This window comes from Mycobacterium sp. SP-6446, from assembly GCF_001954045.1.
Classification (GTDB): Bacteria; Actinomycetota; Actinomycetes; order Mycobacteriales; family Mycobacteriaceae; genus Mycobacterium.
This window is the reverse complement of record NZ_MBEM01000044.1, coordinates 1-23,596: the sequence shown is the minus strand read 5'-3', so window position 1 is coordinate 23,596 and position 23,596 is coordinate 1. Positions and strand designations below refer to the sequence as shown.

Annotated in this window: 21 protein-coding genes; 6 read left to right on the top strand and 15 right to left on the bottom strand. The window is 68.8% G+C overall.

What is annotated here, in order from left to right:
• Position 1: 1 nt before the first annotated feature.
• The 9 genes from murD to A5736_RS03390 form a co-directional block, all read right to left on the bottom strand.
• Positions 2-1,471: a UDP-N-acetylmuramoyl-L-alanine--D-glutamate ligase gene (gene murD / locus A5736_RS03430; RefSeq protein ID WP_076244523.1), complete on the bottom strand. Its 1,470-nt coding sequence runs from the start codon at positions 1,469-1,471 to the stop codon at positions 2-4.
• A gap of 1 nt (position 1,472) precedes the next feature.
• Entirely contained in the window at positions 1,473-2,552 is a 1,080-nt protein-coding gene (mraY, locus tag A5736_RS03425) for a phospho-N-acetylmuramoyl-pentapeptide-transferase (protein WP_076124522.1), read from the bottom strand.
• Positions 2,549-4,111: a UDP-N-acetylmuramoyl-tripeptide--D-alanyl-D-alanine ligase gene (murF, locus tag A5736_RS03420; RefSeq protein WP_076244521.1), complete on the bottom strand. Its 1,563-nt coding sequence runs from the start codon at positions 4,109-4,111 to the stop codon at positions 2,549-2,551. Before murF ends, mraY begins: the two co-directional genes overlap by 4 nt.
• On the bottom strand, positions 4,108-5,655 hold the full coding sequence (locus tag A5736_RS03415; RefSeq protein ID WP_076244519.1) for a UDP-N-acetylmuramoyl-L-alanyl-D-glutamate--2,6-diaminopimelate ligase: 1,548 nt from the start codon (positions 5,653-5,655) through the stop codon (positions 4,108-4,110). Before A5736_RS03415 ends, murF begins: the two co-directional genes overlap by 4 nt.
• 113 nt (positions 5,656-5,768) lie before the next feature.
• Positions 5,769-7,820, bottom strand: a complete 2,052-nt coding sequence (locus tag A5736_RS03410) for a penicillin-binding protein 2 (protein ID WP_076244517.1) — start codon at positions 7,818-7,820, stop codon at positions 5,769-5,771.
• Positions 7,817-8,986 carry a hypothetical protein gene (locus A5736_RS03405; RefSeq protein WP_076244515.1) on the bottom strand — a complete coding sequence of 390 codons (1,170 nt, stop codon included), beginning with the start codon at positions 8,984-8,986 and terminating at the stop codon, positions 7,817-7,819. The genes A5736_RS03410 and A5736_RS03405 overlap by 4 nt, the downstream gene beginning before the upstream one ends.
• Positions 8,983-10,197, bottom strand: coding sequence for a 16S rRNA (cytosine(1402)-N(4))-methyltransferase RsmH (rsmH, locus tag A5736_RS03400; protein ID WP_139333111.1), 1,215 nt, complete (start codon positions 10,195-10,197; stop codon positions 8,983-8,985). The genes A5736_RS03405 and rsmH overlap by 4 nt, the downstream gene beginning before the upstream one ends.
• The gene (mraZ, locus tag A5736_RS03395; protein WP_076062437.1) at positions 10,172-10,603 is read right to left on the bottom strand and encodes a division/cell wall cluster transcriptional repressor MraZ; all 432 of its coding nucleotides are present in this window, start codon (positions 10,601-10,603) and stop codon (positions 10,172-10,174) included. The genes rsmH and mraZ overlap by 26 nt, the downstream gene beginning before the upstream one ends.
• Positions 10,604-10,969: 366 nt before the next feature.
• Complete coding sequence (locus tag A5736_RS03390) at positions 10,970-11,371, bottom strand: DUF3040 domain-containing protein (RefSeq protein WP_076124536.1); 402 nt, start codon at positions 11,369-11,371, stop codon at positions 10,970-10,972.
• 320 nt (positions 11,372-11,691) lie between these two features.
• Between A5736_RS03390 and A5736_RS03385 the strand changes: the two genes are divergently transcribed.
• Together A5736_RS03385 and A5736_RS03380 are read left to right on the top strand one after the other, a co-directional pair.
• The gene (locus A5736_RS03385) at positions 11,692-12,300 is read left to right on the top strand and encodes an N-acetyltransferase (protein ID WP_076124538.1); all 609 of its coding nucleotides are present in this window, start codon (positions 11,692-11,694) and stop codon (positions 12,298-12,300) included.
• 102 nt (positions 12,301-12,402) lie between these two features.
• Positions 12,403-13,047 (top strand): DUF3153 domain-containing protein, encoded by a 645-nt coding sequence (locus A5736_RS03380; protein ID WP_076124559.1) that lies wholly within the window; start codon positions 12,403-12,405, stop codon positions 13,045-13,047.
• On the opposite strand, the gene A5736_RS03375 is transcribed toward A5736_RS03380, so the two are convergent.
• Positions 13,044-13,964 (bottom strand): mycobacterial-type methylenetetrahydrofolate reductase, encoded by a 921-nt coding sequence (locus A5736_RS03375; protein WP_076244549.1) that lies wholly within the window; start codon positions 13,962-13,964, stop codon positions 13,044-13,046. The two genes, A5736_RS03380 and A5736_RS03375, sit on opposite strands and share 4 nt — an antisense overlap.
• A gap of 181 nt (positions 13,965-14,145) precedes the next feature.
• Between A5736_RS03375 and idsA2 the strand changes: the two genes are divergently transcribed.
• Positions 14,146-15,195, top strand: a complete 1,050-nt coding sequence (gene idsA2 / locus A5736_RS03370) for a bifunctional (2E,6E)-farnesyl/geranyl diphosphate synthase (RefSeq protein WP_076124540.1) — start codon at positions 14,146-14,148, stop codon at positions 15,193-15,195.
• A 4-nt stretch (positions 15,196-15,199) separates the two neighbouring features.
• Positions 15,200-16,732 (top strand): alpha-(1->6)-mannopyranosyltransferase A, encoded by a 1,533-nt coding sequence (locus A5736_RS03365; RefSeq protein WP_076244513.1) that lies wholly within the window; start codon positions 15,200-15,202, stop codon positions 16,730-16,732.
• On the opposite strand, the gene A5736_RS03360 is transcribed toward A5736_RS03365, so the two are convergent.
• The gene (locus tag A5736_RS03360; protein ID WP_076124563.1) at positions 16,726-17,130 is read right to left on the bottom strand and encodes an Rv2175c family DNA-binding protein; all 405 of its coding nucleotides are present in this window, start codon (positions 17,128-17,130) and stop codon (positions 16,726-16,728) included. The two genes, A5736_RS03365 and A5736_RS03360, sit on opposite strands and share 7 nt — an antisense overlap.
• Positions 17,131-17,221: 91 nt before the next feature.
• On the opposite strand from A5736_RS03360, the gene A5736_RS03355 reads away from it, so the two are divergent.
• Positions 17,222-18,466 (top strand): protein kinase, encoded by a 1,245-nt coding sequence (locus A5736_RS03355; RefSeq protein WP_139333110.1) that lies wholly within the window; start codon positions 17,222-17,224, stop codon positions 18,464-18,466.
• Positions 18,467-18,484: 18 nt separating this feature from the next.
• Here A5736_RS03355 and A5736_RS03350 read toward each other — a convergent pair whose 3' ends face one another.
• The 3 genes from A5736_RS03350 to A5736_RS03340 are packed head-to-tail and all read right to left on the bottom strand — an operon-like array spanning position 18,485 to position 21,313.
• Positions 18,485-19,870, bottom strand: coding sequence for a class II 3-deoxy-7-phosphoheptulonate synthase (locus tag A5736_RS03350; protein WP_076124546.1), 1,386 nt, complete (start codon positions 19,868-19,870; stop codon positions 18,485-18,487).
• A gap of 44 nt (positions 19,871-19,914) precedes the next feature.
• Entirely contained in the window at positions 19,915-20,424 is a 510-nt protein-coding gene (locus A5736_RS03345) for a polyadenylate-specific 3'-exoribonuclease AS (RefSeq protein WP_076124548.1), read from the bottom strand.
• A 28-nt stretch (positions 20,425-20,452) separates the two neighbouring features.
• Positions 20,453-21,313 carry a hypothetical protein gene (locus A5736_RS03340; protein WP_170874504.1) on the bottom strand — a complete coding sequence of 287 codons (861 nt, stop codon included), beginning with the start codon at positions 21,311-21,313 and terminating at the stop codon, positions 20,453-20,455.
• A gap of 111 nt (positions 21,314-21,424) precedes the next feature.
• Here A5736_RS03340 and A5736_RS03335 point away from each other — a divergent pair, with 111 nt between their 5' ends.
• On the top strand, positions 21,425-22,732 hold the full coding sequence (locus tag A5736_RS03335) for a glycosyltransferase 87 family protein (protein WP_083667117.1): 1,308 nt from the start codon (positions 21,425-21,427) through the stop codon (positions 22,730-22,732).
• Positions 22,733-22,744: 12 nt separating this feature from the next.
• On the opposite strand, the gene A5736_RS03330 is transcribed toward A5736_RS03335, so the two are convergent.
• On the bottom strand, positions 22,745-23,503 hold the full coding sequence (locus tag A5736_RS03330) for a 1-acyl-sn-glycerol-3-phosphate acyltransferase (RefSeq protein ID WP_076244511.1): 759 nt from the start codon (positions 23,501-23,503) through the stop codon (positions 22,745-22,747).
• Between the last annotated feature and the right edge of the window lie 93 nt (positions 23,504-23,596).

Here is a 23,596-nt window from a genome sequence, read left to right as displayed (position 1 = left end):
CCTACCGGAGCGCCGCGCGCACGGCGGCCGCGAACGCGTCGCCACGGTCGGCGTAGCCGGTGAACTGGTCAAACGATGCGCCGGCCGGCGCCAGCAGCACCGTGTCGCCGGCCTTTGCCATGTCACGGGCCGCGTCCACGGCCGCGGTCATGACGCGAATGCCGAGGTCGTCGCTCGAAAGTTTCACTTCTGTCACATGGGTATCAGAGACCACAGCAGTCGCATACATATCAGCATCCTCGCCTGTCACAACGTGGACGACGGGGACATCCGGCGCGTGTCGCGATAACGCCTCTGCAACCTCTCCGCGATCTCGGCCGATGAGCACCGCTCCGACCAGCCGAGATGCGATCCTCGCGACCTCGGCGTCGATCGATGCGCCCTTCAGCAAACCACCCGCCACCCAGACCACCCGTGGGTAGGCCAACACCGACGCCTCGGCGGCGTGCGGGTTGGTGGCCTTCGAGTCGTCGACATAGGTGATCCCGTCGGCGACGGCCACCACCTCCGCCCGATGCCGGCCCACCTGGAACGAGGCGATCGCGGCCGCGATCGCCTCGGCGGGCACACCGACGCTGCGGGCCAGCGCTGAGGCGGCCAGGGCGTCGAGAACCCCGACGGGGCCCGGCACCGGTATCGACTCGGCCGGCAACAGCGTCAGATCGTCGGCGAAGGCGCGGTCGACCAGCTGGCCACCGCGCACGCCGAGTTCGCCGGCGGCCGGCTCACCGAGCCGAAAGCCGACCCGCACCGGCGCCGCCGCGGTGTCCAGCAGAGCGGCGGCCCGGGCGTCGTCCAGGCCGACGACCGCGACCCGGCCGTTCAGCACGCGGGCCTTGGCCGCGGCGTAGTCGGCCAAAGTGCCATGCCAGTCCAGGTGGTCTTCGGCGATGTTGAGCACCACGCCCGCCTCGGGCCGCAACGACGGCGCCCAGTGCAGCTGGAAACTGGACAGCTCGACGGCCAGCAGCTCGGCGGGCTCGGCCGAATCCTCTTCGAGGAGATCCAGCACCGGGGTGCCGATGTTGCCGCACAGCAGGCTGCGCCGGCCCGCCGCCATCAACATGGCCTGCAGCATCGACGTCGTCGTGGTTTTGCCGTTCGTGCCGGTGACGACCAGCCAGCGGCGCGGCGGCCCGTAGTAGCCCGCCGCCTCCAGCCGCCAGGCCAGCTCCACGTCACCCCAGACTGGCACCTGGGCAGTCGCGGCGGCGGCCAGCAGCGGCGTCGTCGGCGCGAAGCCGGGGCTGGTGACGACCAAGGCGAAGTCTGAGATCCGTTGCGTGGCAGTCGATGTGGCCATGGTGACCACCCCGCTCTCGGCGTAGCCGCGCAGCGTGGCGGGATCGTCGTCACACAGCGTCGCGGCCGCACCAAACCGCTTCAGGGCCGCCAGAGCCGCCCTGCCCGTGACGCCGCCACCGGCGACCAGCACCGGCGCGCCCGGCGTCAGCGGCTCGAGCCCGGACATGTCAGGCACCGATCGCGGCCAGCCACTCACCGTAGAAAAGGGCCACGCCCAGACCGCAGGTGATCGCGGTGAGCAGCCAGAAGCGGATGATCACCGTGGTTTCGGCCCAGCCGACCAACTCGAAATGATGATGGAAGGGCGCCATTCGGAACACCCGGCGCCCGGTGGTGCGAAAAGCCAGGATTTGCAGGACAACCGAGGTGACCTCGGCGACGAACAGGGAACCCAGCACGACGGCGAGGATCTCGGTGCGGCTGGTGACCGACAACCCCGCGATGATGCCACCGAGCGCCAGCGACCCGGTGTCCCCCATGAAGATCTTGGCCGGCGCGGCATTCCACCACAGAAAGCCGATGCACGCGCCCGCGGTCGCGGCCGCGATGATCGCCAGATCCAGCGGATCGCGCACGTTGTAGCAGCCCAGCCCTGGCGCGGTGACGCATGCGTTGCGGTACTGCCAGAAGGTGATCAGAACGTAGGCCCCGGTGACCATCGCCATGGTTCCGGCGGCCAGCCCGTCCAGGCCATCGGTGAAATTAACCGCGTTGGACCAGGCGCTGACGACGACCACGCAGAACAGCACGAAAAGCCCGGGAGCCAGTGTGACGGTGGCGATTTCGCGGACGTAGGACAAATCCGCGCTCGCCGGTGTCAAGCCGTCGGCATTGCGGAACTGCAACACCAGAACGCCGAACAACACCGCGGCGGTGATCTGCCCGACCGTCTTGGCCGTCTTGTTCAGCCCGAGGTTGCGCGACCGGCGGATCTTGATCAGGTCATCGACCAATCCGACGCCTCCGAGCGCGGTGGCCAGGCCCAGCACCAGCAGGCCGGATGCGGAGATCCCCGCACCGTCGAAGGCCAGCCCGACGAGGTGTGCGCCCAGATAGCCGGCCCAGAGGCCGGCCACGATCGCCACCCCGCCCATCGACGGCGTGCCGCGTTTGGTGTGGTGGCTGGGCGGCCCGTCCTCGCGGGTGTGGTGGCCGAAGCCCTGCTTGGTGAACAGCCGGATCAGCGCTGGAGTCAACAGGATTGAGACGGCCACCGCGACGGCGACGGCGATGAGGATCTGTCTCATGGGCGAGCCCCGCCGGCCGTGTCTTCAGCGGCGAGCGCGTCGGCGAGGCCACCGAGTCCGGCCGCGTTCGAGGCCTTGACCAGCACCACGTCGCCGGGTTGCAGTTCGGCCCGCAGCAACGCGAGGGCGGCGTCGCCGTCGGCGACGTTCACGGCCCCTCTATCGGCCCCCGGACCGGTCTCCGAGCCCCACGAGCCCTCCATGACCGCTCCGTGGTGCATGGCGCTCATCGACCTCCCCATTCCCACCACAACGAGTCGAGACACATCTAAGCGCACCGCCAGCCGGCCGATGCGATCGTGCTCGGTTATCGCGTCGTCGCCGAGCTCGGCCATTTCGCCCAGGACGGCCCAGCTGCGCCGGGGCCGCGCCCGGTGTTCTTCGCCGCCGTGGGCGATCCAGGCCAGCGCCTGCAGCCCGGCTCGCATCGAGTCGGGGTTGGCGTTGTAGGCGTCGTCGATCACCGTCACCCCGTCGGGGCGGGTGGTCACCTGCATCCGGTGGCTCGACACCGGCCCGGCTTCGGCAAGCGCGGCGGCCACCTGTTCCACACTGGCGCCGCATTGCAGCGCGACGGCGGCGGCGCACAGCGCGTTGGTGACCTGGTGATCGCCGTACACGCCGAGTTGCACCTCGGCCTCGACGGCGCCTTGCGGGTTCATCGCGTGCAGGGTAAAACGCGGCCTGGCCAATTCGTCCAGCGACACGTTTTCCGCCCAGACGTCGCTGGGCCCGGATTCGGTCTGGCTGACTCGACTCACCCGGACCACCCAGGCCGCTGTGACATGAGCCATCGCGGCCACCGTCGGGTCGTCGACGTTGAGGATGACCACGCCAGATTCCGGAATAGCTTGTGGCAGTTCGGCTTTGGTGCGGGCAATGGCCTCGTGCGAGCCGAACTCACCCAGGTGGGCGGTGCCGACGTTGAGGACCACCCCGATCGCGGGCGGGGCGATGCGCGCCAGCTCGGCGATGTTGCCGGGATGACGCGCCGACATCTCCAGGATCAAGAAGTCGGTGCCCCGCGTCGCGCGCAACACCGTCCAGGGATGGCCCAGTTCGTTGTTGAACGATCCGGGCGGGGCCACCACCTCGCCCAGCGGCCGCAGCACGGCGGCCACCAAGTCTTTCGTGGAGGTCTTTCCCGACGAGCCGGTGATGCCGATGATGGTCAGCCCGCCGGCGACCAGTTCCGCGGCCACCGCCGTGGCCAGCTTGGCCAAAGCGGCCAGGACCGCGGCGCCCGACCCGTCGGCGTCATGTTCGAGGACGCCGGCGCGCGAGTCCGCGGGGTCCGCCGGCGGCACCACGATGGCGGGGACCCCGACCGGCCGGGCGGCCAGCACGGCGACCGCGCCGGCGGCGACCGCCGAGCCGGCATGGTCGTGCCCATCCGATCGGGCGCCGGGCAGAGCCAAGAACAGCCCACCGGGACCGATTGCACGCGAGTCGAATTCGACGCTCCCGGTGACGCGGAGTTGCGCAGCGGTCTCCGGTGAGATGTCCGCCAGCGTGCCGCCGACGATCTCGGCGATCTGGGCGACGGTCAGGTCGATCATCGCGCGGCCCCGCGGGCCCGTATCGCGTCGGCGAGCTCCACCCGGTCGTCGAAGGGGCGGGTCTGGCCCGCGCTGCGCTGCCCGGTCTCGTGGCCCTTGCCGGCGATCACGATGACGTCGCCCGGGCCGGCCCAGGCGACGGCGTGGTCGATGGCCGCGCGGCGGTCGCCGATCTCGACGACCTGGGCCTTGCCCGCGGCCGCTCCCGCGAGGATCTCGCGCCGGATTGCCGCGGGGTCCTCGTCGCGCGGGTTGTCGTCGGTGACGACGACCAAATCGGCGAGCTCGGAGGCGATTTCGCCCATCGGCCGCCGTTTGCCCGGGTCGCGGTCGCCGCCAGCACCGAACACCACCGCCAGCCGTCGACCCGGCCGCAGCAGCGTGGTCAGCACGGCCCGCAACGCGCCCGGCTTGTGCGCGTAGTCGACCAGCGCGAGAAAATCCTGGCCGCAGTCGATCTCTTCCAGCCGCCCCGGGACCCGGGTTTCGAGCAGTCCCGGCGACGCCCGTTCGACGGAGACCCCGACGGTGTCGAGAATGGCCAGCGCGACAAGGCAATTGGCGACGTTGTAACGCCCGGGCAACCGGATGCCGACCCGGTGCCGGACGCCGGCGGGGTCGACGGCGGTGAACTCCTGTCCCCCGGCTCCCATCGGCGCGACGTCGACGGCTCGCCAATCGGCGGGCTGGTCTTCGACGCTGACGGTGATCGCGGCCCCCGCCCGGGCGGCCATCGCGCGCCCGGCGTCGTCGTCGATGCACACCACCGCGGTCCGGGCGCGCAGCGCGGAGCTGGGGTCGAACAGCAACGCCTTGGCCTCGAAGTAGTCGGCCATCGTGGGGTGAAAGTCGAGGTGGTCACGGGACAGGTTGGTGAAACCGCCCACCGCGAACCCGGTGCCGTCCACCCGGCCCAGCGTCAGCGCGTGGCTGGATACCTCCATGACCACGGTGTCGACCCCGCGCTCGGCCATGGCGGCCAGCATCGCCTGCAGCGCGGGCGCCTCCGGCGTCGTCAGCGTGCTTGGGACGTCGACGCCGTCGATGCGGATGCCGACGGTGCCGATGAGCCCCGGGGTGCGCCCGCCCGACCGCAGACCGGACTCGACGAGATAAGTGGTGGTGGTCTTGCCCGACGTTCCGGTGATGCCGACGATGGTCATCTTGTCGGACGGGTTTCCGTACACCGTGCCGGCAATGCCACCGAGCACGCTGCGCGGCGCGGGGTGGACCAGGGTGGGCACGCTGGTGCCCTTGCTGGTGCTCATCTCGGTGAGCCCGGCGGCGTCGGTGAGCACCGCGACGGCGCCGCGCTCGATCGCCTCACCGGCAAACCGCGCGCCGTGGGTGGACGAGCCAGGCAGGGCGGCGAACAGGTCACCGGGCTGAACATCCTGAGCACGCAGCGTCACGCCGGTGATCGCCACGTCCGGCACGGTCGCGGCCTGGCCCGCGAGAACGGCGCCCACCTGGGCGGCCAGTGCGGGCAGCCGCACGCCCGCGGTGTCGCGGGGACGCAACCCAGTGGCCACCACCTGTGTCACCTCCCTGAAGACGCCGCGTGATCCCCATGATCAGCCATGACACCCTACCTAGGCGCAGCCGGGCCGTGAGGTGTCGTCGCGTTCGATTGGGTATTTGCGGGGGTGGTCGGCCGCTACATGGCCTGCAGCGTCAGCGGGGGGCCCGGGTCGGGTGACAACGGGACGTTCTCCCGCTGCATCAGCCAGCCGGCGATGTTGTGGAACAGCGGGGCCGCCGAGTGTCCCGGCGTGCCGTCGGCGTTGCGCTGCGGGTTGTCCATCATGATGCCGATGACGTAACGGGGATTGTCGGCGGGCGCCATCCCCGCGAAGGTGATCCAGTAGACGTCGTCGAAGTAGCAACCGCAGCCGGGGTTGATCTGCTGGGCGGTGCCCGTCTTGCCGGCAATCTGATAGCCGGGTACACCGGCCGCCGGCGCGGTGCCCTGCTGGTACCCCATCGGGTCGCGCTGCACTACGGCGCGCAGCATGCCCCGCACGGTCTGCGCCGTCTGCTGCGACACCACCCGAATCCCCTCCGGGCGGGATTCTTCGGTGCGAGTGCCGTCGGGCGCGATAGTGGCCTTGATAATCCGCGGCGGTACCCGCACCCCGTCGTTGGCGATGGTCTGGTACATGTCTGTCATCTGCAGCAGGGTCATCGAAAGCCCTTGGCCGATAGGCAGGTTCGAGAAGGTGCTGTCCGACCACTGGTCGATAGGCGGCACCACCCCGGCACTCTCACCGGGCAGCCCGACGCCGGTGCGCTGACCCAGCCCGAACTTGCGGAGCATGTCGTAGAAGCGTTCCGGGCCAACACGCTGCGCCAGCATCAGGGTGCCGATGTTCGACGACTTTCCGAATATGCCGGTGGTGGTGTAGGGCATCACGCCGTGTTCCCAGGCGTCATGCACGGTGACCCCGCCCATCTGGATCGAGTTGGGTACCTGCAGCACCTCGTCAGGGTTGGACAGGCCGTATTCGATGACCGAGGACGCGGTGATCACCTTGTTCACCGACCCCGGCTCGAACGGCGAGGACACCACCAGGTTGCCCAACTGCTTGTCACCCTGACGCCCGATGTCCTGCGACGGGTCGAAGGTGTTGTCGTTGGCCATGGCCAGCACGTCGCCGTTCTTGGCGTCCAGCACGACGGCCGAAACGTTGTGCGCCCCAGACGCATCCTTCGCCAGCTGGACCTGCTGCTGAACGTAGAACTGGATGTCGTCGTCGATGGTGAGCTGGACGGTCGAACCGTTGACCGCCCGGTGCCGGTTGCGGTAGCTGCCGGGGATGACCACGCCGTCCGAGCCCCGGTCGTAAGTGACCGAGCCGTCGGTTCCCGACAATACGGCGTCCAGCGAATCCTCCAGCCCGAGCAGGCCGTGCCCGTCCCAGTCGATGCCGCCGACGATGTTGGCCGCCAGCGATCCGCCCGGGTACTGGCGCAGATCCTGTCGCTCCGAACCGACTTCGGGATACTTGTCGGAGATCGCGCCGGCGACGGCGGGGTCGACGGCGCGAGCCAGGTAGACGAAGTTGTCGTTGCCCTGCAACTTCTTCAGGACGGTCTGATAGTCCGGCTTGTTGTTCAGCCGGGCCGCGACCTCCTTGGCGATGTCTCGCATCCGCTGCTGCGGATCGGGGGCGGCCGAGTTCTTGTTCTTGGCCTCTTCCAATTGCTTGCGAATCCGCTTCGGCTGGAACGTCAACGCCCGCGACTCGATCGTGAACGCCAGGCGTTCGTTGTTGCGGTCGACGATGCTGCCGCGGACGGCCTTTTCGACGTCGGTGACCTTGAGCTGGCCGGCCGCCTGCGCCCGCAGTGTCGGGGCGTTCGTCACCTGCAGGACGAACAGCTGCACCACTGCCACCAGCATCAGCGCCAAGATGGCCGCATTGCCGGCTCGATGCCGGAAAACGAACGACGCGCCGCGCGTGCCGGCGTCCACCAGCTGACGGGTCCGTCGCTCCCGTGCGGAGCGACCCGGCGCATCGGACCGTCCCGCCGCGCGGGACTTGTTGGCCTCCTTGGCTTTCGGGGCTTTCTGGGCTTTCTGAGTTTTCTGAGCTTTCTCCGGCTTGCGGGATCGCCTCGTTTTCCCAATCTCCTTGGCTCCCCGCGCACTACCGGGACCGCGGGTCGTCGGCGACCGGCGGGCGCGCCGGGACTCGCCGCGGGTCACCGGGGCACACCCATCGCCGGTGCCGGCATCACGGCCTGGGGCGCTAGCGCCCCCGGTTGCACCGGAACCGGCACTTCCGCGGGCAGCGGCGCGGGAACCCGGGGCGCAGCCGGGATCGGCAGCCCGCCCAACGGAATTGACACTTCGGGGGGCCCGGTCGCGGGACTTTGGGGCGCCGGACTCGCGGGCGCCGGCAAGCCCGGCATCGGGAGCACACCGGGGAACTGCCCGATGGCCGGCCCCCCGGGCATGCCGGGCAGCGGCGAAGCGGGCTGCGTCAGGTGCTGGCCGCCGACCGTCGTCGAGCCGTCGGGCGCCCGCAGCAACGCCTCCGGCCCTGACCTGACCGGCGCCGGCGGAACACCAGGAACACTAGGAGCGCCAGGACCGGCGGGGCCGGCTGGGGCGGGCTGTACCCGGACCGGGACCTCCGGGGGCAGCGCCGCCGGCTTCGCGGGTGGCGGTGGGCCCGGCTCGGGCAGCTTGGTGTTCAGCGGCGGCGGCGGAACGCCGTCGGCCGGCTTGGGCGTGCCCACCACCACCCAATTGCCGGCCGGATCCTGGACCAGGTGGGCGGTGTCCCGCGTCGGGATCATGCCCTGCTTACGGGCCGCCTCGGCGAGCGCCGGCGCCGACTCCGCCTCGCGCACATCGCGTTCCAGCGACTCCTTCTGCTGCTGCAGCAGTCGGTTCTTCTCCCGGGCGTGGCTCAGCTGGTAGGAGCGCTCCGCCGAATCGGTGGACAACCACAGCGTCAGGCCCAGCCCCAGACCGAGGGCCCCGATCACCAGCACGACGAACGGCACCTTGCGCGCCAAGGTCTGGGGCCGCAGGTCAATCGATGCCAGCCGGTTGGCCAAGCGTTCGCTCAGACGAGGCCGGACAACCTTGGGCGCCTTGGCTTTTCGCGCCTTTGCGCGGGCCTTGGCCTGGCTTGTGCTCTTGGGACGGGCCGCCCGCTCGACCGGCCGGGCGATCGGGCTGGTCTGCGGGCCCGATTTGGGCGCACGGGCGTCGCGGGCGGGCGCCGCGCTCCTGCCCGGCCGGGTCCGCCGCGACGATGCCGACTCTGCGGCGGCGCGCCGGCCTTTGCGGGCGACGCCGTCGCGCCGATCCCGGCGGTCATTGACAGCGCGGCGTTTCTGCGTGTCGCGCTTTGCCTTCATGCGTCGCCCTTCCCGGTTGTCTGCGCTTCGGCATTCGGTCCCACCCCGGGCTGCACCCGTTGCAGGGCCCGTAATCGCACCGCGGCGCTGCGCGGGTTGCGCTCGATCTCGGCGGCGTCGGCGCGTTCAGCGCCGCGCGTCAACGACCTGAATCGTGGCGCGTGCCCCGGCAGCTCGACCGGCAGGTCCACTGGCGAGCGCGAGGCGGTCGCGTCGGCGAACACGCGCTTGACGATGCGGTCTTCCAGGGACTGGTAGGCCAGCACCACGATGCGGCCCGCGGCGGTGAGGGCGCCCAGCGCGGCGGGAATGGCGCCGCGCAGCGAGTCCAGCTCCTCGTTGACCGCGATCCGCAGCGCCTGAAATGTGCGCTTGGCCGGGTGCCCGCCGGTACGCCGGGCAGGTGCCGGAACCGCTTGGTAGATCAGGGCAACCAGCTCGGACGTCGACGTCAGCGGGGTGCGGGAACGCTGCCGGACGATGTGGGCGGCAATGCGACGCGCGAACCGCTCCTCGCCGTAGCGGCGCAGGATGTCCGTCAGGGTGCGCTCGTCGTAGGTGTTGACGATGTCGGCCGCCGTAAGCGGCGAGCCCGGGTCCATCCGCATGTCCAGTGGCGCGTCCTGGGCATACGCAAAGCCGCGCTCCGCGCGATCGAGCTGCATCGACGAAACGCCGAGATCGAACAACACACCATCCACCGATTCGGCTGGGGCGTAACCGGATTCAGCCAGCGCCGCGGCAAGCCCGTCATAGCGCGTGTGCACCAACGTGATTCGGTCTTCGAACTGCGTCAGCCGATTCCGGGCGATGTCGAGCGCGCTGGGGTCACGGTCGAGCCCGATCAGCCGCAGGCCCGGCAATTCGGTGAGGAACCGCTCCGCATGCCCGCCCGCGCCGATGGTGGCGTCGACGAGGACCGCCCCCGACCCGTCCGCGTGGTTGCGGGTCAATGCGGGGGTGAGCAGCTCGACGCAGCGTTGCGCCAGGACTGGCACATGTCCGAATTTCCCTGAGCCGAAGTCTCGTGGGCCCAAATCTTCTGGATCGTCAACCACCGCAACACCTCCCCGGATCGGGCGGGATGCCCAGGCACCGAGGTCCCTGTCCGAACGCACGAACCTGGCGTTGGGGAAGTACGCCAGGGTCGGTTCGGGCAGAGGCCACGATGCACGGGCATGCGCCTCAGATGATGTCGCCGAGTGCTTCATCGCTGGCCGCGGAGAAGTTCTCTTCGTGGGTTTGCTGGTAGTCGTGCCAGGCCTGCGCATCCCAGATCTCGAGGTAGTCGACCGCCCCGATCACGACGCAGTCCTTGGAGAGGTTGGCATAGCGGCGATGGTCGGACGACAAGGTGATGCGTCCCTGCGCGTCGGGATGCTGCTCGTCGGTGCCGGCGGCCAGATTGCGCAGGAATGCCCTGGCTTCCGGGTTGCTTCGCGATGTCTTGCTCGCCCGTCGGGCCAGCTGTTCGAATTCCGTCCGCGGGTACACGGCCAGGCTGTGATCTTGGCTCTTGGTGACCATCAACCCCCCTGCCAGTGCGTCGCGAAATTTGGCGGGCAACGTCAGCCGCCCTTTGTCGTCGAGCTTGGGCGTGTAGGTGCCGAGAAACACCAGCTCACCTCCCATGGAGACCCGGCTTTCGCCTCACCCAAACGCTCGCCCAAACGCTTCAGCCACCATACCCCACAATCCCCCACTTCGCCCCATTACTGCCGTGTCGTCGCCGGGTTTTCCGAGTCATCCGCCACGTTGGGCCGCTCGACGCCGGCCCGGGGTCACGCGGGGACCCGATCGCGGCGTCGGAAACACGCATTTCAAGGCGCCAAAGTCGGTCAGTGGGGCCAAGTGGGGCGCCCGGGTGGGGCTAAGTGGGGCTCGGTTTCGGATCGTTTCGGGCTCGAATTGGGCTCGAACACGAAAACGGGGTAGCCATCGGCTACCCCGCTGTGTCAGGTGATGCTGTGTCGGGCGATCCGGCTAATCGTCGAAGCGACGGCGGAACCGGTCCTCCATGCGACTGGTGAACGAGCCCCCGCCACCCTTGCCGCGACGCTGCTGCCTTCCCGGTATCGAACCCGAGTGGCCCGACCTGCCGGCCAACCGCGGACCGGTGATCGCGAACACCACGCCGCCGAACATCACGATGAAGCCAAAGACGCTGAGAATCGGGAAATTCCCGATCATCGTCGCCCTGAATGCCACGCCGGACACCAGCATCGCCAAACCGATGATGAACAGCGCCGCGCCCTGCAACCGCCGCCGTGCCGTCGGCGCCCGGAACCCCCCGCCACGTACGCTCGAAGCGAACTTGGGGTCCTCGGCATAGAGCGCGCTCTCGATCTGATCGAGCATCCGCTGCTCATGATCGGAGAGTGGCATTCGTCCCTCCTTGCCGACCGCTTGGCACGTAACTATCGATATCACGCGGATGCCCGTTGTGGGGGCAACTAACTCAGATGATACGAGGTCTATCTGCGGCGTACCACTGGTTCGTCGGCGATTCTATCTCCCGCGCCGCCCGGCGATCATTCCGGCAATCAGGTGGGCTGCAACGGCGATAGCCCGTTAGCGCGACCGCTCGACCGCCGCCCATCGCCGCGTCCGATAATGGCGATAGGCGCGCACGGCCGAGGCACCCCGATGAGATCCCGGCACGGCGCCACACCGAATCACTGGACGGCTGAGGAGGACACCGCGAGTTGGCGATATTCCTCATCGATCTGCCGCCGGACGATATGGAGCGCCGCCTCGGTGACGCCCTCGGTGTCTACGTCGACGCGATGCGCTACCCGAGAGGCACCGGGAACCAGCGCGCCGCGATGTGGCTGGAGCACATTCGGCGACAGGGATGGCAGGGAGCCGCCGTTGTTGAAGCCGACGTCGAAGCCGACGCAACCGGCTCGGCACCCTCGACGGCGGAGTTGACCGACGCACCGCTGCTCGGCGTGGCCTACGGATACCCCGGGGCCCCCGGTCAGTGGTGGCAGCAGCAGGTCGTCCTGGGCCTGCAGCGCGGCGGCTTGCCGTCTCAGGAGATCACCCGTCTGATGACCAGCTACTTCGAGCTGACCGAATTGCACATTCACCCCCGCGCGCAGGGCCGCGGCCTGGGCGAGGCACTTGCCCGGCGGCTGCTGTCGGGCCGCGGTGAGCGCAACGTCCTGCTCTCCACGCCCGAAACCAACGGCGAGCCCAACCGGGCCTGGCGGTTGTACCGGCGGCTGGGATTCACCGACGTTATCCGCCGCTACCACTTCGCCGGTGACCCACGGGCGTTCGCGATCCTGGGCCGCGCCCTGCCCCTATAGGAGACATGCCGGATCTGGCACGATGACCTCGTGCCCGCCAGCTCTGCATCACTGAGAGTCCGAGGATTCACAGCCCGCCGGCGCCGCGTGCTGGTCATCGCGATGCTGCTGCTGCTTGTCCCGCTGGCCACGGGATGCCTGCGGGTCCGAGCGTCGCTGACCATCTCACCCGACGACCTGGTGTCCGGGGAGATCATCGCGGCGGCCAAGCCGAAAAGCCCCAAGGACCCCGGCCCGCAGCTCGGCGGCGACCTGCCGTTCAGCCAAAAAGTGGCGGTGTCGAACTACGACAGCGACGGCTACGTCGGCTCGCAGGCGGTGTTCTCCGATCTGACGTTCGCCGAGGTGCCGCAGCTGGCTCATATGAACGCCGACGCCCAGGGCGTGAATCTGTCGCTGCGCAGAAGCGGCAACCTGGTGATCATGGACGGCCGGGCGGATCTGACGTCGGTGACCGACAACGACGCGGACGTCGAGTTGACCGTCGCGTTCCCCGGCGTGGTGACCTCGACGAACGGCGATCACATCGAGCCAACCGTCGTGTCGTGGAAGCTCAAGCCGGGCGTGGTGAGCACGATGACCGCCCAGGCCCGCTACACCGACCCCAATACCCGGTCCTTCACCGGGGCGGGCGTCTGGCTCGGAATCGCGTCGTTCGCGGCCGCTGCCGTGGTGGGGGTACTGGCCTGGGTCGGCCGGGACCGCTCCGAGCGGTTCACCGCGCCGCGGGATCACCCGCCCAGCTAGACCCGCCGGTCGGGCGACCGGTCCGGTGACCGGTCCGGTGACCAGTAGGCCAGCATCTCCGCGAAGGTCGCGAACGCCGGACCCGAGACGCCATAGGTGGCCTCGAGGTGAATGCTCAGCGGGAAACCCAGGTCTCCGACCCCGTCGATCACGCGCTTGTACAGATCCACCATGAGCTGACGCTTCTGCGCGGGCTCGCTGGCGGCCAGCCGTTTGACGAACGCCTGCTCGTCGGCCACCGCGGCGTTGCCCGGATCCTGGATGAGCCAGTTGATCAGGCCCACACGGCTTTCCACCTTCGGCACGAAGCCGAACGACAGCAGGATCTCCGGTCGGTGATCGGTGTTCTTGGCGAATTCGGTCAGAAACCCCACGATCGCGTCGGAGTACAGCAACTGCGTCATGCCGTACGTCGCGCCCTGGTTGCACTTGAAGTTGAACCGGCCCTCTTCGCCGTCGCGCGTCGGAATCAGGATCACTCCACGATTCGGGATCAGGTCGCGGTAGATCGACAAAGCATCCGTCGGCGCAACCCCGGAGCCCTCACCGTCATTCATCGTGCGCGGGACTCCGACGAACACCACGCCCTGCATGCCCGCGTCGGATAGCAGCGTGAGCCGCTTGCGCAGGGACCGCTCGTCGGAGAACGCCGTGACCTGGGTGCACAGGCCGTCGAGCCTGGGCAGCCCGGGTTTGATGATCGACCAGAAGTCCAGCACGTCCAGCTTCGGCTTCATCGCGACGGGACGGTCGTCCTCCTCGGCGATCATGCCCGGAATCATCACGTGCCGGATCCGGCCGTCGAGACCCGATTCGGCCGAGTACCGCACCACTTTTCGCGCGTCTTCTTCCGCCCGCTCCCGACCGTCTTCCACGTTGGGGGGCACCAGCTCGAGCGCGATGGTGTTGAGGGTCACGCGGCTCCTCTTCATCAGACGAGTGCCCAGGGCGAGGCACCCCGCCAGCATAGGGGCGCAGCAACTGGGGGCCCGCGGCCCAGGCCGAATACACTGGTCGGGCCCGTGGAGCACCGAACCATCGAAAGAAAGGGGCGCCGCGCTGAGCCTAGATGCAGCGGCAGCAGCGGCAACCGTCGAGTTGACCGGCGCCGTGACCGACCGGCTTCGGCGGTACCTGCGCGAGCGGCGCACCGAGACCGCCTACATCGGTGACGACTACCGCGATCTGATTGCCGTCCTGGAAGATTTTGTCCTCGGCGGGGGCAAGCGGCTGCGGCCGGCGTTCGCCTACTGGGGCTGGCGCGCGGTGGCAACCGCGGAGCCCGATTCCAAGGTGCTGCTGCTGTTTTCCGCGTTGGAGCTGCTGCACGCGTGCGCGCTGGTGCACGACGACGTGATCGACGATTCCTCCACGCGCCGCGGCAGGCCGACGGCCCACGTCCACTTCGCGGCGCTGCACCGTGACCGCGGCTGGCGGGGTTCGGCCGAGAAGTTCGGCGAATCGGCGGCCATCCTGCTCGGCGACCTGGCGCTGGCCTGGGCCGACGACATCGTGTTCGGGGCGGACATATCGCCCGAGGCGCAGCGGCGCGTGCACCGCGTGTGGGCCGAGATCCGGACCGAGGTGCTGGGTGGGCAATACCTCGACATCGTCGCCGAGGCGAGCGCCGCGGAGTCGATCGCGTCGGCGATGAACGTCGACACCTTCAAGACCGCGTGTTACACCGTGACCCGACCGCTGCAGCTCGGTGCGGCTGCCGCGGCCGACAGACCCGATGTGCAGGCCGTCTTCGACCGGTTCGGGACCGACCTCGGCGTGGCGTTCCAGCTTCGCGACGACGTGTTGGGCGTGTTCGGGGACCCGGCGGTGACCGGCAAGCCGTCCGGTGACGACCTGAGATCCGGCAAGCGCACCGTGCTGCTGGCCGAGGCGGTGGAGTTGGCCGACAAATCAGATCCCTTGGCGGCCAACGTATTACGCGGCTCGATCGGCGAGCACCTGACCGAAACGCAAGTGGGTAACCTGCGCGACATCATCGAGTCGGTGGGTGCCCTGGCCGCGGCCGAGGAACGCATCGCGGCGCTGACCCAGCGGGCCCTGGCCACGCTGGAGGCCGCACCGATCAACGCCGCGGCCAAGGTGGGCCTGGCCGAACTGGCCAAGATGGCCACGGACCGGGCCGCCTGAACCGATGACGACCCCGACGGACACCCCGGCCGATCGCCCGTCGGCGACGAAACATTCACTCGTCCAATATTTTTCACGGTTGCGTGCCTTCGTTGCCACTCCCGATGCCGGGCCGGCGCGGCTTGGCTTTGTCGGCTCGGTGCTGATCACCCTCGGCGGGCTGGGCGCCGGCAGCACCAAGCCGCACGACCCGGTGCTCGAATCGATTCACATGTCCTGGCTGCGCTTCGGGCACGGCCTAGTGCTGTCGTCGATTCTGTTGTGGGCGGGTGTGGCTCTGCTGCTGGTCGCGTGGCTCGCGCTGGGCCGCCGCGTGGTGGCGGGCACCGCAACCGAGTTCACGATGCGAGCCACCACCGCCTTCTGGTTGGCGCCGTTGCTCGTCTCGGTGCCCGTCTTCAGTCGCGACACCTACTCGTACCTGGCCCAGGGCGCGCTCCTGCGCGACGGCTTCGACCCGTACGCCGTGGGCCCGGTCGCCAATCCAAATGCGTTGCTGGACAACGTAAGCCCCATCTGGAGCATCACCACGGCGCCCTACGGCCCGGTGTTCATTCTGGTGGCCAAAGTGGTCACGATGGCGGTCGGCAATCACGTCATCGCCGGCACCATGCTGTTGCGCCTGTGCATGCTGCCCGGGCTAGCGCTGCTGATCTGGGCCGCGCCCCGACTGGCCCACCATCTGGGCACCAGTGGCGCCGCCGCGCTGTGGATCTGCGTGCTCAACCCGTTGGTCCTGATCCATCTGATGGGCGGGGTGCACAACGAGATGCTGATGGTCGGCCTGATGGCCGCCGGCATCGCGCTGACATTTCAGGGCCGGCACACCCTCGGCGTCACCCTGATCACGGTCGCGATCGCCGTCAAGGCCACCGCCGGTATCGCGTTGCCGTTTCTGGTGTGGGTGTGGATGCGGCATCTGCGCGAGGAACGGGGATATCGGCCCGCGCGGGCGTTCGTGGCGGCGACCGCGTTGTCGTTGCTGATCTTCACCGTGGTTTTCGCGATCTTGTCCGCGGTGGCGGGCGTCGGGCTGGGGTGGCTGACCGCGCTGGCCGGGTCGGTGAAGATCATCAACTGGCTCACGGTGCCGACCGCGACGGCGAACCTGATCCACGCCCTGGGGAGCGGGTTTTTCCCGGTCAATTTCTATGCCACGCTACGAATCACCCGCTACATCGGGATCGCGATCATCGCCGTGTCGCTGCCGCTGTTGTGGTGGCGATTCCGGCGCGATGACCGGGCCGCGCTCGCCGGCATCGCGTGGTCGATGCTGATCGTGGTGCTGTTCGTCCCCGCGGCCCTGCCGTGGTACTACTCCTGGCCGCTGGCGGTCATGGCCCCGCTGACCCAGTCACGACGAGCACTGGCGGCCATCGCCGGGTTCTCCACCTGGGTGATGGTGATCTTCAAACCCGATGGATCGCACGGGATGTATTCCTGGCCGCACGTTTTCCTGGCGCTCGCGGCCGCGCTGATCGCGTGGCGCACGCTGTACCGGGCACCCGAACCGGTCAGAGTCAGTAGCTCTCAGTAAGCCATGGCTTGCGCCCGGCGCACCACTTCGCGGGCCTGGTGGGCGTGCAGCGCGTCCACGGGGCGTGCGTTGTTCATGGCGTCGCGGCTGCCGTCGCGCGTGACCGTGAGCGACGGGTCTGGGGTGAACAGCCAGCGCACGATCTCCGTCTCGTGATACCCGCCGTCGTGCAGGATCGTCAGCAGCCCCGGCAGGCTCTTGACCACCTCGCCGGAATTGGTGAAGAAGACCTGCGGCACCACCACACCCCCGCCGCGCCGCACCGCGACCAGGTGGCCCTCCCGCAGCTGCTGTTGCACCTTGCTTACCGGCACCCCGAGCAACTCGGCGACCCGTGGCAGGTCGTAGGTTGGCTCGTCGGGTTCTAGAACATCGTCGCCGGCCGGAAAACTGCCCACCGCGCAAGTGTAGGCCTTGGTGCGCGACCGAGTGGGCGCGTTCAAGCTAATGTTTCGCCGCCAATCGGACCGCCACCCCTACGATGGCCCCGTGAGCCGAGCCGGCACGGGCGACCCGTTGGAGAGCACGTTGCTGGACGGCCGCTACCTGGTGCAGGCCAAGATCGCCAGCGGCGGTACGTCGACGGTCTATCGGGGTCTCGACACCCGGCTCGACCGTCCGGTGGCGTTGAAGGTGATGGATTCCCGCTACGCGGGCGACGCGCAGTTCCTGACCCGCTTCCAGCTCGAGGCCCGCACGGTGGCGCGGCTGAAGAATCCCGGCCTCGTCGCGGTCTACGACCAGGGCACCGACGCCCGGCACCCGTTCCTGGTGATGGAGCTCATCGAGGGCGGCACGCTGCGCGAGCTGCTGGCCGAACGCGGCCCGATGCCGCCCCACGCGGTGGTGGCGGTGCTGCGGCCAGTGCTGGGTGGGCTGGCGGCCGCGCACCTGGCCGGCCTGGTGCATCGCGACGTCAAGCCCGAGAACGTCCTCATCTCCGACGACGGCGACGTAAAAATCGCCGACTTCGGCCTGGTGCGTGCCGTCGCCGCCGCTGGAATCACCTCCGCCAGCGTCATTCTGGGCACGGCGGCCTACCTGTCTCCCGAGCAGGTGCGCAACGGCAGCAGCAGTCCGCGCAGCGACGTCTACTCGGTCGGGATCCTCACCTATGAACTGCTGACGGGGCGCACTCCGTTCACCGGCGACTCGCCGTTGTCGATCGCTTACCAGCGGCTGGATACCGACGTGCCGCGGGCCGGCGCCGCGATCGACGGTGTGCCACCACAATTCGACGCGCTGGTGGCGCGCGCGACCGCCCGCGACCCGGCCGGCCGCTACGCCGACGCGATCGAGATGGCCGCCGACATCGACGCTATCGCCGACGAATTGGGCTTGCCCGAATTCCGGGTGCCGGCCCCGCGTAACTCCGCGCAACACCGTTCGGCGGCCGCGCAGCAGAGCCGGATGAGCGAGCGCCCGGCGACCGGCCAGGAACCGCAGGCGCCCGCCAAGGCCGCGGTTCGCCACCCCACCCGCCAGTTGACCCGCGGGCCCGAAGACTGGCCCGAACCGAAGCCAAGCCCCCAGTCCGACTCCGAACTCGACGGCGACTACGAATACCAGCCCGTCTCAGGCGAATTCGCCGGCATCGCGATGAGCGACTTCGTCTGGGCGCGTCAGCACGCCCGCCGCATGGTGCTGGTCTGGGTGGCGCTCGTGCTGGCGCTCACCGGGCTGGTCGCGACTGCGGCGTGGACGATCGGCAGCAATCTGACCGGACTGCTGTGATTCGCTTTTCCGCGCGACCTAGTCGCGCAGCATTTCCGCGACGAGGAACGCCAGCTCCAGCGACTGCTGGGTGTTCAGCCGCGGATCGCACGCCGTTTCGTAGCGGCCGGCCAGGTCGGTGTCCGAGATGTCTTGCGCGCCACCCAAACATTCGGTGACGTCCTCGCCGGTGATCTCGACGTGGATGCCGCCCGGATGGGTGCCCAACGCCCGATGCACCTCGAAGAATCCCTGCACCTCGTCGACGATGCGGTCGAAGTGCCGGGTCTTGTAGCCGTTGGACGATTCGTGGGTGTTGCCGTGCATCGGGTCGCACTGCCAGATCACCTGATGACCGGTGGCCTGCACCTTCTCCACGATCGGCGGCAGCAGATCGCGAACCTTGTTGTTGCCCAGCCTGCTCACCAACGTCAGCCGTCCGGGCCTGTTGTGCGGGTCGAGCCGCTCGACGTATTCGACGGCCAGTTCCGGGGTCATCGTCGGGCCCAGCTTGACGCCGATCGGGTTGGCGATCACCTCGGCGAACGCGACGTGCGCGCCGTCGAGCTGGCGGGTCCGCTCGCCGATCCACACGGTGTGCGCCGACAGGTCATACAGTTGCGGCGTTCCCTCGACATCCGACAAGCGCAACATGGCGCGCTCGTAGTCGAGCACCAAAGCCTCATGGCTGGAATAGATTTCGGCGGTTTGCAGGTTGCGGTCGGCCACCCCGCAAGCGCTCATGAACCGCAACCCGCGATCGATCTCGGTGGCCAGCGCCTCGTAGCGCGCGCCGGCCGGCGAGGTCCGGACGAATTCGCGGTTCCAGTCGTGCACCAGGTGCAGCGACGCCAGCCCCGACGAGGTCAGTGCCCGCACCAGGTTCATCGCCGCGCTGGCGTTGGCGTACGCGCGCACCAGCCGCGACGGATCGTGTTCGCGCGCCGCGGCATCCGGGGCGAAGCCGTTGATCATGTCGCCGCGGTAGGACCTCAGGCCCAGCGCGTCGATGTCAGCGGACCGGGGCTTGGCGTACTGGCCCGCGATGCGGGCCACCTTCACCACCGGCAGGCTGGCCCCGTAGGTCAGCACCACGGCCATCTGCAGCAGGGCGCGCACATTGCCCCGGATGTGGGGTTCGGTGTTGTCGACGAACGTCTCCGCGCAGTCGCCGCCTTGCAGCAGGAACGCCTCGCCCCGCGCGACCTGGGCCAGCTGCTCGTGCAGCCGGACGATCTCGGACGGCACCGTCACCGGCGGCACGCTCTCCAGGACCGTGCGCATCGCCTCGGCCCGGTCGGCGGGCCAGCTGGGCTGCTGAGCGGCCGGCTTGGCCAACGCGGCGTCCAGGCGGGCGCGCAGGTCAGGCGGCAGCGGCGGCAGCGCCGGCAGCTGCTCGATCGGAATGTCGACGGTCCAGTTCATCGGTCCATGGTAACTGGGGACGGCCCCCGGCTGATCTCGACTGATCAGGGCGAACGATCCCCGGGCCCATCGTCAGCCGCCGTGATCAGCCGGAATCGGCGTAGCTGGTCGCGGGCATCGACGAGGGCGTCGTGGACCTCGCGCGGGCGCGGTGGCATCCGGGGCGACCCGCGATCCTCCCACAATTGCCGCAGTTCCCGGGTGAAGCGGGGTAACGCCTTCGGCAGTCCCGGCATCGCGCCCCACAACTGGCACAGGGCGACGTGATCGTAGGCGCCCACCCACGCCCACAGCTCGATCGGTTCGGTGGCCCCGAAGACGTCGAAGAACTCCTCCAGGTCCAGGCGAATCTGCTTACGGGAGCGCCATAACGGCGAGGCCGGGGGCGGCAACTTGGGCAGTACGTGGGTGCGCACCCAGCTTCCGGCCCGCTCGGGATCGAATTCGGTGGACACGGCGTAGTACTCGCGGCCGTCCTCGGCGACCACGCCGATCGAGATCAGCTCGATGGTGCGGCCGTCCTCGATGAATTCCGTGTCGTAGAAGTACCGCACTCAGAAAGCCTATGGGAAAGCCTCTGGCCTATCGGCCGATCAGGATGGGCACCGTCGGCGCCGATGCCGCGTGCACGTCATGGTCGAGCTGGGCGTCGACCATGCGTTCGTCGGGCAGGCGCGGGGTGCCCGCGATCGCGCACTGCACCCACAGCTTGGCCCGGACGACGGGGCGGCGCAGCGTGCGTTCCCGTTGCAGCGCGCGGCGCATCTTGTCCGGTTGGGTGGTGTAGCGCCAGCGGGCCCAGGGCGCGTGTGGGCGTGACAACCGGATCGCGCCGATCACCAGCAGTACCACGATGAACATGCCGAGCAGGCCGGTCCATACCTTGCCCTTGAGCACCACCACGACGGCCAGCGGAAAGGTCACCACCAGGGCGCCGCCCACCCCGGCGCGCAGCGCCACCGAATCGGCGGCGTGCCAGAACGGGAAGAAGAACATCAGCGGGTGCAGACCCAATATCAACAACCCGGCCACCGCGACCGCCGCGAATACCGCGTCCACCGAGGTGCGGCCGTCTTCCTCCCAGTAGACGTCGGACAGGTGCAGAATCAACGCGTACTCGTCGAGGACCAACGCCGCACCGATCCCGAAAAGTATTGCGGCCAAAGTGAATTCAGGCTCCTGCCCGCTGACGGACAGAGTCACCAACGTCAATCCGGAGAGCATCACCAGCACGACGCCGAACGTCACGTGGTGGATGTGGATGCCCCCGATGTGGACGTTGCGCGGTTGCCACCATCGGGCCGGACGACCGGTTTCGGCGCGGTGGCGGATAACCCGCACGAACGTTCTCGTCACGAAAAAGGTCAGGATGAACGCGACCAGGCAGCACAGCAGGGGCAGCCGGCCGCGGTCGACGATGTCGTCGGCGAACCAGCGGCCCACCCCGAGCACGAACCAGTGGAGCACCCTAGAAACCTACGCCCGGATGCGCCCGCGCAGTTGGAGCCGCGCTGCGACGCGTCGCCGTGCGCACCGATTACGCTGTTCTGCGACATGAGTAGATGGCGGGCGCCCGGCGTGGGCTTCACAAGCGAACGGGGCCCCCGGCGGGCGCTGCTGTCGTGGACACTGTGGTGCCTGCTCTGGCTGCTGGCCGCCGCGGCGCTGTATTACGTGGGCCTGCGCCTGTTCGGGCACACGCCGTACCGCATCGACATCGACATCTATCAGATGGGCGGTCAGGCCTGGCTGGACGGGCGCCCGCTGTACCGCGGCGACGTGTTGTTCCACACACCGATCGGGCTGAACCTGCCGTTCACCTATCCCCCGCTGGCCGCCATCGTCTTTTGCCCGTTCTCCTGGCTGCACATGCCGGCGGCCAGCGTGGCGATCACGGTGCTGACAGCCGCGCTGCTGATCGCCTCCACGGCGATCCTGCTGAGCAGCCTCGACGTGTGGAGCCGCTCGACCGTGCTGGGCGGGCCGGCCTGGCTGCGCCGGTTGTGGCTGGCCGTGGTCATCGCGGCCGGGGCGACCATCTGGCTGGAACCGATCACCTCGAACTTCGCCTTCGGCCAAGTCAACGTCGTGCTGATGACGCTGGTGATCGCCGACTGCCTGCCGCGCCGCACACCCTGGCCCCGGGGGCTGCTCCTCGGCGTGGGGATGGCGCTGAAGCTCACCCCGGCGGTGTTTCTCCTCTATTTCGTGCTGCGCCGCGACAACCGCGCCGCGTGGACGGCGGTGGCGTCGTTCGCGGGCGCGACGCTGCTCGGTTTCGTCTTGGCGTGGAGCGATTCGTGGGAGTACTGGACCCGCACCGTGCATCACACCGACCGGATCGGCGAGACGGCGTTGAACACCGACCAGAACATCGCGGGTGCGCTCGCCCGGCTGGGGCTCGGTGAGCACGAACGGTTTCCGCTGTGGGTGGCCGCCTGCATCGTGGTGCTGGGACTGACCATCTGGGCGATGCGGCGGGTGCTGCGGGCCGGGGAGCCGACGCTGGCGCTGATCTGCGTCGCCCTGTTCGGGTTGGTGGTTTCGCCGGTTTCCTGGTCACACCATTGGGTGTGGGTGCTGCCGGCGGTGTTGGTGACGGGGATATTGGGCTGGCGGCGCCGCAACATCGCGCTGGCAGTGGTGAGCCTCGTCGGCGTCGCGTTGATGAGGTGGACGCCGATCGATCTGCTGCCCAAGCACCACGAGACGACCGCGAACTGGTGGCGCCAGCTCGTAGGGACGTCCTATGTGTGGTGGGCGCTGGCGGTCATCGTCACCGCCGGCTTCGCGGTCACCGCGCGGGTGCCTTCGCGGGACTCGGCGGCGAAAACGCTCACGCCGGCCACGGCCGCCGGCTGAGCAAGGGGGCCGCTAGCCGACGGCGGTCTCGGGGATCCGGGCGGCCTCGGAGTTCGACTCCGGATCGGTCGAATCATCCGAGTCGTCCGCCGAGCCATCGCCGCGTTCCTTGATGCTGGCCGCGTAGATGTCGACGTATTCCTGGCCGGACAGCCCCATCAGCTCGTAGATCACCTCGTCGGTGACGGCGCGCTCGATGAAGCGATTGCCGGCCAGCCCTTCGAATCTGGAGAAGTCCATGGGCTTGCCGAAACGGACGGTGACCTTGCCGAAACGCAGCATCGTGGTGCCGGGCGGGTTGACGACGTTGGTGCCGATCATCGCCACCGGGATCACCGGGACGCCGGTTTGCAACGCCAGCCGGGCCAGGCCGGTCTTGCCCTTGTACAGCCGGCCGTCGGGCGACCGGGTGCCCTCGGGGTACATGCCCAGGAGCTTGCCCTGGGACAGTACGTGCTCGGCGGTGTTGAGCGCGGCCTGCGCGGCGTCGGCGCTGGAACGATCGATGGGCACCTGCCCGACGGCGGTGAAAAACCACCGGCTGAGCCAGCCCTTGAGGCCGGTGCCGGTGAAATATTCGGACTTCGCCAGGAACGTGATGCGGCGGCGCACGACGAGCGGCAGGAAGAAGCTGTCCATCACCGCCAAGTGGTTACTGGCCAGTATCACCGGGCCTGAACTTGGAACATGTTCCAGGCCTTCGACTTTCGGCCGTCCCAGTAGCGTCAGCAACGGGCCCAGGAGGACGTACTTGAACAGCCAGTACCACATGGCCCTCCCTCCCGCACGACGTGGTCGGGGCGCTGGATCGACGGTTCCCCGATTCCGAGCTGAGCAGCAATGCCCCCGAAGAACTCTCGGCGC